This window comes from Polynucleobacter necessarius (genome assembly GCF_900095195.1).
GTDB lineage: Bacteria > Pseudomonadota > Gammaproteobacteria > Burkholderiales > Burkholderiaceae > Polynucleobacter > Polynucleobacter necessarius_G.
In genome coordinates, this window is sequence record NZ_LT606950.1 from 1,278,510 (window position 1) to 1,290,936 (window position 12,427).

The window sequence follows — 12,427 nt, forward strand, 5'->3', positions numbered from 1 at the left end:
CTCTGCCATGTAATTAGTATCCCGGCAAATTCATTGATCTGGCAGCATCGGATTGCTTCACGCGAAACGCTTCCAAACGTTTTGCCAAATCAGCATCGTGCAAAGCGAGACCGGCAATAACATGTAGAGCAGCATTTGCAGCGCCAGCCTCACCAATTGCGAATGTTGCAACTGGGGTTCCTTTTGGCATTTGGACAATGGAGTACAAAGAATCTTCGCCGCGCAAATATTTACTGGCCACAGGCACACCGTACACTGGCACAATTGTTTTAGAAGCCAACATACCTGGTAAATGTGCTGCACCACCTGCGCCGGCAATGATTGCTTGTAAGCCGTTTTTTTGAGCATTTTCTGCATACTGGAACATATCATCCGGCATGCGATGTGCAGAGAGAACTTTAGCTTCATGAGCAACCCCAAATTGCTCTAGCATTTGAGCAGCATGTTGCATGGTGTCCCAATCTGAATTGGAGCCCATCACTATTCCGACTATTGGTTTTTTGCTCACTTGCTTCCCCGAATGTCCTAAATTGCTGCCACCACTATTAAGGCCTCTATTGTCCCCGACTTACCCCTGTTTGGTCAGGCGGGCGAGGGCTTCGCGGTACTTTTGAGCAGTCTTTTCAACTACCTCGGCTGGCAATTGCGGTGCGGGGGCAGTCTTTGGCCACAATTTGCCATTTACCTCTGCAGTTTCCAACCAGTCCCGTACACACTGCTTGTCATAAGACGGTGGGTTGGAGCCAACATAATACGTTTCTGGTGGCCAAAAGCGCGAGGAGTCGGCGGTCAAAATTTCATCCATCAACACTAATTGACCGGCATTATCTAAACCGAATTCAAACTTCGTATCGGCAATAATGATCCCTCGGGTGGCCGCATACTCAGATGCCTCTTTGTACAAACGAATACTTACTTCACGAATTTGATTTGCTAACTTCTCGCCAATAAGCTCAACAACTTTTTCAAAGGAAATATTTTCATCGTGCTCACCCACTGCTGCCTTAGCAGCAGGAGTAAAAATAGGCTCCGGTAGTTTTTGCGCATTTTCTAAGCCAGCAGGCAAGGCTATACCGCAAACTTTGCCGGTCTCTTTGTAATCTTTCCAGCCACTACCTGCCAAGTAACCGCGAACGACTGCTTCCACCAAAATAGGCTTCAAGCGTTTTGCAACCACCGCGCGTCCTTTGACTTGATCCACTTCATTAGGCGCAACAACCGAGGCTGGATCAATGCCAGTCAAGTGATTCGGAATCACTTCGCCCAACTTATCAAACCAAAAATTGGCCATCTGGTTGAGAACAACCCCTTTTTCAGGAATCGACTCCCCCACGACGACATCAAAGGCGGACAGACGATCGGTAGTGATCATTAATAATTTGTCATCACCTAACGCATAAACATCGCGCACTTTACCTTTTGAAAGTAACGGCAAAGACTGAATAGAAGTTGCGTATAAAGCAGGCATATTCAAATCACTTCACAATCTGAGCTAACTTACCGCTCTTGTATAGCTCTGCCATTTTTTCTAATGGAATGGGGGTAATTTTGGATGCTTGACCTGCCGATCCAAAAGCCTGGAACCGGGCAATACAGACTTTCTTGGCTGCCTCACGTGCTCGCTTTAGATAGTCACGTGGATCAAACTTACTAGGATTCTCAAAGAGGTAACGACGGATAGCGCCCGTCATCGCAAAACGAATATCCGTATCAATGTTGATCTTACGCACACCATTCTTAATGCCCTCTTGAATTTCTTCTACGGGGACACCATAGGTTTCTTTCATATCACCACCGAATTCACGAATCTCAGCAAGCAACTCTTGTGGGACGCTGGAGGAACCGTGCATGACTAAATGAGTGTTTGGTATACGTGCATGAATTTCTCGAATACGATCGATCGCCAAAATATCGCCAGTTGGCTTCTTGGTGAACTTGTATGCACCATGACTGGTGCCAATTGCAATTGCTAAAGCATCACACTGGGTAGCTTTTACAAAATCAGCAGCTTGCTCTACATCGGTTAATAACTGTTCACGCGTCATGGTGCCATCTGCTCCATGGCCATCCTCTTTATCGCCTTTCATGGTTTCAAGAGAACCTAATACGCCAAGCTCCGCTTCTACCGTAACGCCGATTGAGTGAGAGAATTTAACAACCTCTCTAGACACATCGACGTTGTATTCATAGCTAGCTACCGACTTACCATCTGCCTCCAATGAGGCGTCCATCATCACGCTAGTAAAGCCACTCTTGATCGCAGCCATACATACTGCAGGGCTTTGTCCATGGTCCTGATGCATCACTACAGAAATATGTGGATATGCTTCAACGGCAGCAGAAATTAAATGACGCAAGAATGCTTCTCCTGCATATTTCCGTGCCCCAGCAGACGCTTGCATGATGACTGGAGAATCCGCTTCATTGGCAGCCTCCATAACAGCCGTCACTTGCTCTAAGTTATTGACATTAAATGCTGGCAAGCCATAGCCATTTTCAGCAGCGTGATCTAAGAGTTGTCGTAAAGATACCAAAGCCATAATGTTCTCTTTTTTGGGGTTAATGGTTAAATAGAAATCGTTATTTGACGTGAATAATCTTGAGGGTATTGGTGCCGCCGGGCTCACCCATCGGCTCACCAGATGTCAGGACGACTGTGTCGCCATTTTGAACTGCGCCTAATTTCTTTAAGCAAGCCTCAACTTCTTGTAATGCAGTGTCTCGATCTTTTGTGTAATTCAAACCAATTGGGGTCACATTTCGATAGGTACTTAAAGCACGCTGCGTTGCAATCTTGGAGGTCAACGCAAAAATCGGCACATGAATGTTATGGCGACTCATCCAAATAGCCGTTGACCCCGAATCTGTCAACGCTGTGATTGCATTAGCATTTAAATGGTGTGCAGTAAATAGGGCGCCCAATGCAATGGTTTGATCAATGCGGGTAAATGTTTGATCCAAAAAGTCTGTATCCAACTCTACGCGACCTGATTTTTCAGCTTCGACACAAATCTCCGCCATCGCTTTAATTGTTTGCACCGGATACATACCAGCAGCAGATTCTGCGGAGAGCATGACAGCATCTGTACCATCTAATACTGCATTGGCTACATCACTAACCTCGGCACGTGTTGGCACAGGCGCATTTATCATCGACTCCATCATTTGCGTTGCAGTGATAGTAAATTTGTCGGCCTCACGCGCCCACGCAATCATGCGCTTTTGTAATGCAGGTACAGCCGCGTTACCCACTTCAATTGCTAAGTCACCGCGAGCAACCATAATGCCGTCACTTTCTGCAATGATACTTTTGAGTGCTTCTGGCTCAATTGCTTCAGCACGCTCAACTTTTGCAATTGTTCGCACTCGACCAACGCCATGTTTTGCACTGGCTGCATCGGCCAATTTACGAGCATAGGCCATATCCGCGCCATCTTTTGGAAAGCTAATGGCCAAGAAATCTACCCCCATCGCAATCGCCGCATCTAAATCTGCAATGTCCTTTTCAGTTAATGCAGGCGCGGTCAATCCACCACCAGCGCGGTTAATCCCTTTATTGTTCGAAAGTGGGCCACCCTGCTCAACGATGGTAAAAATTTCGCCACCTTTAACGCTTTCGACTCGCAACACTACCAAGCCGTCATTTAGTAAAAGACGATCGCCAGATTTCACATCATTTGGCAACTCTTTATAGTCAAGGCCAACACGCTCCTGATTGCCCAACTCACAAGCAACGTCCAGGATAAATTTCTCGCCCTCCTTAAGAAGAATTTTGTTATCAATAAATTTTCCAACCCGAATTTTTGGGCCCTGCAAATCCGCCATGATGCCGACTTCTTTTCCGGCTTCCGCAGAAATGCTGCGTACTAAATCATGGCGAGCCTTATGGTCAGCAACCGTGCCATGTGAAAAATTCATTCTCACCACATCAACACCCGCGCGAATCATCTCACGTAAGACTTCTGGCTTCTCGGATGCGGGCCCTAAAGTTGCAATAATTTTGGTTGCTCTAAGCATAATTAGTCTTTCGCGCGCTCAGCGAGAACCGCAAAGGCTGGCAAGGTTTTTCCTTCCAAAAATTCTAAGAAGGCACCGCCGCCAGTAGAGATGTAGTCAACTTGGTTTTCGATGCCATATTTTGCAATTGCGGCTAAGGTATCGCCACCGCCAGCAATCGAGAATGCGGGCGAATGCGCAATGGCCGCTGCTAACATTTTGGTGCCACCGCCAAATTGATCGATTTCAAATACACCCAGCGGGCCATTCCAAACAATCGTGCCGGCATGCGCGAGCATGATCGACAAACGTGCGGCAGTCTTCGGACCAATGTCCAAAATCATGTCGTCTTCGGCTACTTGATCTGCTGGTACCCGGTTTGCACGTGCAAGAGGAGAAAGTTCATTCGCCACAACCACGTCTTCTGGAATCGGTACATGCGCGCCACGCTTTTCCATCAACTCCATAATCTCGCGCGCCTCGTTTACCAAATCAGGCTCTGCAAGTGACTTGCCAATTGGCAAACCTTTAGCCAACATAAACGTATTAGCAATTCCGCCACCAACAATTAATTCATCGACTTTCTCAGAAAGCGCTTTCAAAATAGTCAATTTAGAAGACACCTTTGAGCCAGCAACAATCGCAACCAACGGACGTTTCGGACTTGCGAGTGCACGACTTAACGCATCCAACTCAGCCGCCATTAATGGACCAGCACAAGCTATCGGCGCAAATTTTGCAACACCATTTGTCGTTGCTTCAGCGCGGTGAGCTGTCCCGAACGCATCATTGACATAAACATCACAAAGAGCAGCAATCTTTTTTGCTAGCTCATCATTGTTTTTTTTCTCGCCGACATTCAAGCGGCAATTTTCTAAAAGAACAACTTCGCCAGGCTGAACCTCAAATCCACCATTCACCCAATCACTAATCAGCGGAACTTTTCGATTTAGCAGGGCAGCAATACGATCTGCTACTGGAGCTAACGAATCTTCTAGCTTAAATTCATTCTCGGTAGGGCGGCCCAAATGCGAAGTCACCATTACAGCTGCGCCGGCATCCAAACACATTTGAACGGCAGGCATGGATGCCCGAATTCGAGCGTCCTCAGTAATATTCCCAGCCTCATCCTGGGGGACATTAAGGTCGGCACGGATGAAAACCCGCTTTCCCTTCAATTGACCTGATTGGGCGAGTTCACTTAAACGCTTAACTTTAAACAAGGATTCCGGCATGACAGTGGCTAAATTTAGTGGTTTGTAAAGAATACTCTATTCTAAATCGTCCAGCCCTACCACCCCACAGGTCTGAGGCCTTAAACCGCTCCGCCTGCTCTACAATAGAAATTTGGACGCTCAGTGACTCGAAACGCCTGTATCCGATGACCTGGCAACCTGATTAATCCGCTATTACAGATAGCTTATAGACACAAAAGGTAGAAAAAATGTCGATGTCCGACCGCGATGGCTTTATTTGGTCCGATGGAAAGCTCATTCCTTGGCGTGAGGCCAATGTTCACGTGCTTACCCATAGCCTTCACTACGGCATGGGTGTATTCGAAGGCATTCGGGCATACAAGACCCCCCAAGGCACTGCCATCTTCCGCCTACCGGAGCATGTAACACGCCTGTTCAACGGTACCAAGATCTTTCAGATGAAGATGACCTTTAGCCCAGACAAAATCAGCAAGGGCATCATCGAGGTGGTTAACAGCAACAGGCTTGAATCTTGCTATATCCGCCCCATCATTTTTGTCGGCTCACAAAAACTAGGGATTTCACCCAAAGGCAACAGTATCCACACAGCAATAGCTGCATGGAAATGGGGTGCTTATCTAGGCGAAGATGGCCTCAATAAAGGCATTCGGGTGAAGACATCTTTTTTTACTCGCCACTTTGTGAACTCTTCACTTGTGCGTGCGAAAGCCTCTGGCTATTACATCAATTCAATCCTGGCAAACCAAGAAGTCACTGCTAACGGATATGACGAGGCTCTATTGCTTGATACCGAAGGTTACGTCTCTGAAGGTTCTGGCGAAAACCTCTTTATGGTGCGTAACGGCATTATCTACACGCCAGACTTAGCATCATGCCTAGATGGCATTACTCGTGATTCTGTCATGCAGATTGCTAAGGATCTAGGCTATGAAGTTCGCGAAAAACGTCTAACGCGTGATGAGGTCTACTCTGCAGATGAGGCATTCTTTACTGGCACAGCCGCTGAAGTAACGCCGATTCGTGAATTAGATGATCGCATGATCGGCGATGGCAAACGTGGAGCAATTACTGGGAAGATTCAGAAAACGTATTTTGATGCCGTTTATGGACGTAGCGATAAATACAAATCTTGGCTCACTTACGTTAAATAATCTTTAGCAATCAGGAAACACGGTATGGCTCAAGCTCAAATAACAATGGTCGATGGCAAAGATCTGCCATTGCATTGCCCAACTAATAAAACACCCGCGTGGAACTTACATCCACGCGTATTTTTGGACATCACTAAATCCGATGAAGCGAAGTGCCCGTACTGCGGCGCTAAGTACAAACTGATTCCCGGCACCGAGCCCCACGGCCATTAACCATATCAGCGCTCCAGAGAAGTGGAGCGCTGAGTCAGGATACATGACATGCAAGGTATTCTGATCATTGCCCCAAATTGGATTGGGGACGCGGTGATGACCCAGCCGCTACTGGCAAAACTTAAATCGCAATACCCAAACTCAACGATTGATGTACTTGCTAGTACTTGGGTTGCGCCCATATATCGCGCTTGCTCTGAAGTGTCTGAAGTTATCGAAGCGGAATTCGAGCATAAGCAGTTGCAATGGGGCTTGCGAAAAAGAATTGCAAGCACTATTCAAGCAAGAAATTATCAACTCTGTTTTGTATTGCCAAATAGCTTTAAGTCCGCATTAATTCCTTGGTTAGCTAATATTCCATTGCGCGTTGGCTATCGTGGAGAGTTTCGCTATGGACTTATTAACGTATCGCTAAGCAATCCAAGCAAAGTGAATCGCCCTCCAATGGTGAACCACTACCTGGCACTAAGCCAACTTCTTATAGATGATGAACAAGCGTCTTTTAGCGAAATAACCCCAACATTAAATGTTTCGAATCAGGCGAAGAAATCCGTTGAACATAAACTCGCTAATAGCAATATCAATCCAAATACTCTTTATGTATTTTGTCCTGGAGCTGAGTATGGTCCAGCGAAACGCTGGCCGGCCAGTCATTTTGCAAAGCTAACAGAAGATCTCATTCAAGAAAATTCTGAAGCGCGAGTAGTTCTCTTGGGCAGTAAGGGCGATCATGAGATAGCCGAAGACATTCGACAACAGACTAGTAATCAAACAAAAATACAAAATTGGTGCGGAAATACCTCCCTTGATGAAGCAATTGCTCTTATTGAGCTAGCTAAAGCAGTCGTCAGCAATGATTCTGGATTGATGCACATTGCAGCTGCACTGAAAACACCACAAGTGGCTATTTACGGCTCAAGCGAGCCGGCGCATACTCCTCCACTATCTGATAAAGCCAAAGTTATTTGGCTTAGCCTTCCCTGCAGCCCTTGTCACAAAAGAGAATGCCCGCTTGGTCACCTAAAATGCTTAATTGACATACAGCCTCAACAAGTTTTAGCTACACTAAACACCTTGCAATAAATACTCAGGGATAATTAGTCATGACTAAGCTAGCTAGACTCTTTTACAATGCCGATGATGTGGTTGATGCATGGCGCGATGCTCTGCGTCACCGCGATGTCAAAGGGGCTCTGGATATTTTGCTAGATGATGATTCTATTACTTGCGTTCTACCAGAGGGACACCGCTTAAGTGGTCACGTAGAAATTCGAGAGGGCCTAGAAAGGTTGTTATCAAAACAGCCATTATTTCTAGAACCAATTCTTGTATCAGTCACTCTATATTGGGAGCAGCAGTCTATGACACGACTGAAGCGGTTCATTTGCGAGCAGATCAAGTTGAAGCAGAATTCTTTCTCAACATTACTTTAGTTTTACTGCAAGATAGTCAAGGCTGGCGTATTGCTCATTTACACGCCAGCAGATCTACTGACGACAGCTTTGATGCACCAAACTCTCCACACGGTTTCCACTAATTGATATGGATGAGCAAGTATTACGCTCACTCATCAAATGGCCGAATGTGCCCGATTGTTTTGGCTGGCTAGCCCTGGATCGCCGTGGTCAATGGTGCATGGTTGATGAATTTGCACAGCAGAATCAATTACCAGGTCAAATCATCCAACATGCTGCCCTCAATGAATGCATTCGCCGCAATTATGCAAGCGACTCATTTGGGCGATTCTTTTTTCAGAACGGTCCTCAGCGAGTCTTCATCACGCTAGCAGTCACCCCTTGGGTTGCTCGCATCATTCCTAGCGAAAGTGGATCGCAGATAGTTACACAATGTCATAAAACCATGGAACCTAGTGCTGCGCTCAGCGATGAACAGGGAAATATTTACATACTAGGATCGACTATAGAAACAATTTGTACCGATTTCGATCACCAGCAGTTTGAAACCGCAGAGCGATCAATAGTTGCCCTGTTACATGATCATGATTTAGATCTTTTCTCTGAGTTGGCCAAACCTCGCGAAGAAGTCTGCAGTTTCGGCGGCTCTTGGAACTGGCATGGAGAACGGTTACCGCTTGATCCTATACATTCGGATGAATTAAGTAAAAAATTTGGCTTTATTCAACACCCACAGCCTATTTAGCTCGGCAACTGCTTCTTCTCTTTTAGCTCTTCGTTGTACTGCCTCTGCATTTCTCGCAAACGCGCATCGATACTAGAGCTTTGATAAAAATCAGCGCCACCGACGCTACGAGCAATCTTTAGCTGCTCAATTGCAGACGGCCAAGCACCCTCAAGAGCATATTTCTCTCCAAGGGCGTAATGCCGCATCGGCACGTTCTTGGCCTGATCGTAAGCATTCGAAAGCAAGCTCCACCAGAGAATTTCGTTAGGCTGAGAACGGGTTCGAGCCTTTAGCCATGCAATCGCATCATTTGTACGCCCCATTTTTAACTCTGCATTAATCATAGCTGCGCCAGCAGCATAGGATTGTGGGTAGGTACGTAACGCATTTTGTGCAATTTGCAATGCTTCTTCATTTCGACCTTTTGCTAAGGCGAGTTCTGAAACCGTAATCTCCAAAGATAAACTTTGACGCTGTATCGGAGAGCCCGGTACGCTCGCTTTCTGCGCCAAGTTTCGAGCCTGTTGCAAATCTGTCTCTGCCTGATCCCATTTGCCTTGACGCTGCGCAATCAGAGCAAGGCCATAAAATCCCTCCATTTGCTTGCCGATTTGAGATTGTTTACTCAAACCATCAAAAGTATTTTTTAAGTCGTACAGCCCACTAGAACTTCCTGCTTGCTCCATACGAGCTCGAGCCTTAATAAAGTAAAACTCAATAGCCGTCGATACATTCCGCGATGGAACGGTACGCGCGCGATCTTGTATATCCGCAATACGATTGGTAGTTAATGGGTGGGTGCGCACATAAGTTGGCACTCCATTATCCATAATGCCGGTAATTTTTTGCAAACGCTGAAAAAAACCCGGTGCGCCATTCACATCATATCCGCTAGCATCCAGTATCTGAAAACCAATTCGATCTGCTTCCCGCTCGGCATCCCTTGAATAAGAGAGTTGATTGTTTATCGCAGCCGCTTGACCGCCCTGCATCAAGCCTGCTGCAGCCTGAGGATTACGCGACATTGCTAATGCACCCAGAACCATGCCAGCTATTGCAATCATAGTGTTGGTGGTTTGTCTATCCATTTGCCGAGCAAGATGGCGTTGTAAAACATGTCCTGTTTCATGCCCCATGACTGAAGCCACTTCCGAATCTGATTCGGCACTAACGATCAAGCCCGTGTGAAAACCTATAAAGCCACCAAGTAAAGCAAATGCATTAATACTGCTATCCCTGACTGCAAATACCTCGAAGTTATAGGCACCGCTACCTTGCTCATTTGCACCGCCAAGCTGTAATTTTTTGGCTGCTTGCAATAAACGTCGTTCCATTTGATTGAGGTAATCATAAATAGGCAAATCGTTTGAGTAATCTGCATCTGGTCTAATTTGCCGCATGATCAGCTCGCCATACTTGCGCTCATCAATACGACTTAATGCATCTCCACCTGGATCACCCATATCGGGTAAAACAATCATTGGCTGACTTTGCATAGTGTTACAGGTTAGCGCATTTGCCGGCCTGGCATCAGGTGACTGCATGGCACGACCTATATTCTGGATCGCAGCAGAATTACCCTCTACCGAAACATCCCCAAGAGGTTGAGCTGCATATGCCGGCAGGCATCCCGTGCAAGCTACCCCCATAGCAAGCTGAATTGCTAATATACGATGCCAAATTGAGATTTTATGAGTCAACTTTATGTTCTGCATGCCTATATGGTAAAACTTATCCCATGAACAAACTAACGCATTTTGATGATAGTGGCCAAGCCCATATGGTCAACGTAGCTGATAAACCCAGCACCCATCGCATTGCCATTGCTACCGGCAAGATTACGATGCAACCCGAAACCTTCAAAATGGTTGAAGCCGGAAGCCATAAAAAAGGGGGATGTCTTAGGTATCGCCCGTATCGCAGGTATTCAGGCATCTAAAAGAACCGCCGATTTGATTCCACTTTGCCATCCACTTGCTCTGACGCATGTCAGCTTGGAGTTTCAACATAATTCAGAAACGAAAAGCATTGCTTGCCAGGTGAGAGCAGAAACAACGGGGCCAACCGGGGTTGAAATGGAAGCCCTCACTGCTGTCCAAGTCGCGCTGCTCACAATATACGATATGTGCAAAGCAGTAGACTGAGGAATGGTGATTGGTGATGTGAAACTACTCGAGAAGAGTGGTGGTAAAAGCGGAGAGTGGAAAGCGGTCTAGTAAACACAAAAAATAAGTCGCCCTAAGACGACTTAATATGCAAACATTACGAGGTGCTTTTTATTTGCTGATCCTGCACTCTGAAGGCAGTAACTGAGGGATCAGATTCGTTTCGGATGATCTGCAAGACCAACCCCCTGACCATGTAGACCCCTCTGGCTTTGACAAATCAATTGGTCTTGGCGATATTAGCATCAGGCTCATTTGTGGGAACGAGGTGCAAGGTATTTCTACCATCAGGAGCCACGCTGACTTGATAATCAATCGCTATTGCCCCAGAAGGTGTAATTTCAATCAGCTTCACGCTTCGTGTTGGCGTATAGGTAAAGGCTCCATTCGTTGCCTCATCCATTCGTACCGTTCCGCGACTGGCAAATGCTTCTGTAACAGCTAATTTAGCGCTTGAGGAAAGATTCATACCTTCTACAACACGACTGCGAGCAATGTAGTCTTGATACTGTGGAACGGCCACTGCTACCAAAATGCCAATGATGGCAACAACGACCATAACCTCAATAATGTGAAACCTGCATCATGTTTGATGTCTTGTTGCATTTCTGGATTCTCTTTTGGACTCTGCATGTCTTTTTGCTCCTGAGGGTTAGTTACCTCATGATCCAGTCTAAACCTCTTTTCAATCAGGTAAAGTGCATAAGAAAAAGTCGACTGTGTGAGCCGGCTTTTCTGAATCTTTAGCAAGAAATGGATGCCACTAACGTTACCCCTCTTTGTGGGCATTCTTTCTCTTGAAATAAGTGCCTACCAAGATCACTATCGCTACGCCAATGATTTCAAAAGCAAGCTTTGCATCGCCTAGAGCCTTTTGGATGTTTACTTTGATAGCAGGATCATCCACTAACATACCGCCCGCGAGCAAGCCTAACAGGCCCGCACCAAGGGTGATGATGATTGGAAAGCGCTCCATCACCTTTAAAAGCATGGCGCTACCAAAAATAATCAATGGAATAGACATAGCAAGACCGATGATTAAAAGAAGTAAGCGCGTTTCTTCTGGACCTTTTTGAGCGGCAGCAGCAACTGCCAAAACGTTATCTAAACTCATCACCAAGTCGGCAACCAAAATTGTTCGGATCGCCGCCCAAATACTAGACTTAGCCTCCATGTGTTCCTCACCATCGCTATCTGCTAGCAACTGAATACCAATGTAGAGCAACAGGATACCGCCAATAATTTTGAGGTACGGGAGCGTTAATAAAGCAACCGCGGTGATAGTCAAAACAACTCGCAAAATAATTGCCGCTGCACTACCCCAAAAGATTGCCTTTTTTTGTTGCGCTGGAGGCAAATTACGGGATGCCAATGCGATCACCACTGCGTTGTCGCCCGACAACAAAATATTTGCAACAATGATTGATAGAAGCGCCGCCCAAAAGGTGGCATCAGAGAATGCTGAAAAATCCATATTGTCTCCCTACTTTTTTATGTTTTTACTATTTTTTAATTACTATTTACTACTGAAAAGGATGCTGAA

At 46.1% G+C, this 12,427-nt stretch carries 14 protein-coding genes and 1 pseudogene; 7 read left to right on the plus strand and 8 right to left on the minus strand.

Features of this window, described 5'->3' with window-relative positions:
* Positions 1-13: 13 nt before the first annotated feature.
* The 5 genes from purE to BQ1619_RS07120 form a co-directional block, all read right to left on the minus strand.
* The gene (purE, locus tag BQ1619_RS07100) at positions 14-478 is read right to left on the minus strand and encodes a 5-(carboxyamino)imidazole ribonucleotide mutase (protein ID WP_174222102.1); all 465 of its coding nucleotides are present in this window, start codon (positions 476-478) and stop codon (positions 14-16) included.
* Between the two features lie 90 nt (positions 479-568).
* The gene (locus tag BQ1619_RS07105; protein ID WP_114663107.1) at positions 569-1,468 is read right to left on the minus strand and encodes a phosphoribosylaminoimidazolesuccinocarboxamide synthase; all 900 of its coding nucleotides are present in this window, start codon (positions 1,466-1,468) and stop codon (positions 569-571) included.
* Positions 1,469-1,475: 7 nt separating this feature from the next.
* Positions 1,476-2,540, minus strand: coding sequence for a class II fructose-bisphosphate aldolase (fba, locus tag BQ1619_RS07110; protein ID WP_114663110.1), 1,065 nt, complete (start codon positions 2,538-2,540; stop codon positions 1,476-1,478).
* 40 nt (positions 2,541-2,580) lie between these two features.
* Positions 2,581-4,017 (minus strand): pyruvate kinase, encoded by a 1,437-nt coding sequence (gene pyk, locus BQ1619_RS07115; protein ID WP_114663112.1) that lies wholly within the window; start codon positions 4,015-4,017, stop codon positions 2,581-2,583.
* 2 nt (positions 4,018-4,019) lie between these two features.
* Positions 4,020-5,219, minus strand: coding sequence for a phosphoglycerate kinase (locus BQ1619_RS07120; protein ID WP_269460088.1), 1,200 nt, complete (start codon positions 5,217-5,219; stop codon positions 4,020-4,022).
* Positions 5,220-5,440: 221 nt separating this feature from the next.
* On the opposite strand from BQ1619_RS07120, the gene BQ1619_RS07125 reads away from it, so the two are divergent.
* Genes BQ1619_RS07125 through BQ1619_RS07145 form a run of 6 tightly spaced genes read left to right on the plus strand, consistent with a single transcriptional unit; the run spans position 5,441 to position 8,737 of the window.
* The gene (locus BQ1619_RS07125; RefSeq protein ID WP_114663116.1) at positions 5,441-6,364 is read left to right on the plus strand and encodes a branched-chain amino acid transaminase; all 924 of its coding nucleotides are present in this window, start codon (positions 5,441-5,443) and stop codon (positions 6,362-6,364) included.
* 24 nt (positions 6,365-6,388) lie between these two features.
* The gene (locus BQ1619_RS07130; RefSeq protein ID WP_114663118.1) at positions 6,389-6,577 is read left to right on the plus strand and encodes a zinc-finger domain-containing protein; all 189 of its coding nucleotides are present in this window, start codon (positions 6,389-6,391) and stop codon (positions 6,575-6,577) included.
* 48 nt (positions 6,578-6,625) lie between these two features.
* Positions 6,626-7,660 (plus strand): lipopolysaccharide heptosyltransferase II, encoded by a 1,035-nt coding sequence (gene waaF / locus BQ1619_RS07135; RefSeq protein ID WP_114663120.1) that lies wholly within the window; start codon positions 6,626-6,628, stop codon positions 7,658-7,660.
* A 20-nt stretch (positions 7,661-7,680) separates the two neighbouring features.
* Entirely contained in the window at positions 7,681-8,010 is a 330-nt protein-coding gene (locus BQ1619_RS07140; protein WP_231968663.1) for a nuclear transport factor 2 family protein, read from the plus strand.
* Positions 7,962-8,114 carry a nuclear transport factor 2 family protein gene (locus tag BQ1619_RS10060; protein ID WP_231968650.1) on the plus strand — a complete coding sequence of 51 codons (153 nt, stop codon included), beginning with the start codon at positions 7,962-7,964 and terminating at the stop codon, positions 8,112-8,114. Before BQ1619_RS07140 ends, BQ1619_RS10060 begins: the two co-directional genes overlap by 49 nt.
* A 5-nt stretch (positions 8,115-8,119) precedes the next feature.
* Positions 8,120-8,737: a DUF2946 family protein gene (locus BQ1619_RS07145; protein ID WP_114663122.1), complete on the plus strand. Its 618-nt coding sequence runs from the start codon at positions 8,120-8,122 to the stop codon at positions 8,735-8,737.
* Here BQ1619_RS07145 and BQ1619_RS07150 read toward each other — a convergent pair.
* The gene (locus BQ1619_RS07150; RefSeq protein ID WP_231968585.1) at positions 8,734-10,368 is read right to left on the minus strand and encodes a M48 family metalloprotease; all 1,635 of its coding nucleotides are present in this window, start codon (positions 10,366-10,368) and stop codon (positions 8,734-8,736) included. The genes BQ1619_RS07145 and BQ1619_RS07150 overlap by 4 nt on opposite strands.
* 89 nt (positions 10,369-10,457) lie before the next feature.
* Here BQ1619_RS07150 and moaC point away from each other — a divergent pair.
* Positions 10,458-10,935 (plus strand): annotated as a pseudogene (gene moaC, locus BQ1619_RS07155) (cyclic pyranopterin monophosphate synthase MoaC).
* 169 nt (positions 10,936-11,104) lie between these two features.
* Here the strand turns inward: moaC and BQ1619_RS07160 are convergent.
* Together BQ1619_RS07160 and BQ1619_RS07165 are read right to left on the minus strand one after the other, a co-directional pair.
* Complete coding sequence (locus BQ1619_RS07160) at positions 11,105-11,443, minus strand: pilin (protein ID WP_174222103.1); 339 nt, start codon at positions 11,441-11,443, stop codon at positions 11,105-11,107.
* Positions 11,444-11,653: 210 nt separating this feature from the next.
* Positions 11,654-12,358: a TerC family protein gene (locus BQ1619_RS07165; protein ID WP_114663126.1), complete on the minus strand. Its 705-nt coding sequence runs from the start codon at positions 12,356-12,358 to the stop codon at positions 11,654-11,656.
* Positions 12,359-12,427 lie beyond the last annotated feature (69 nt).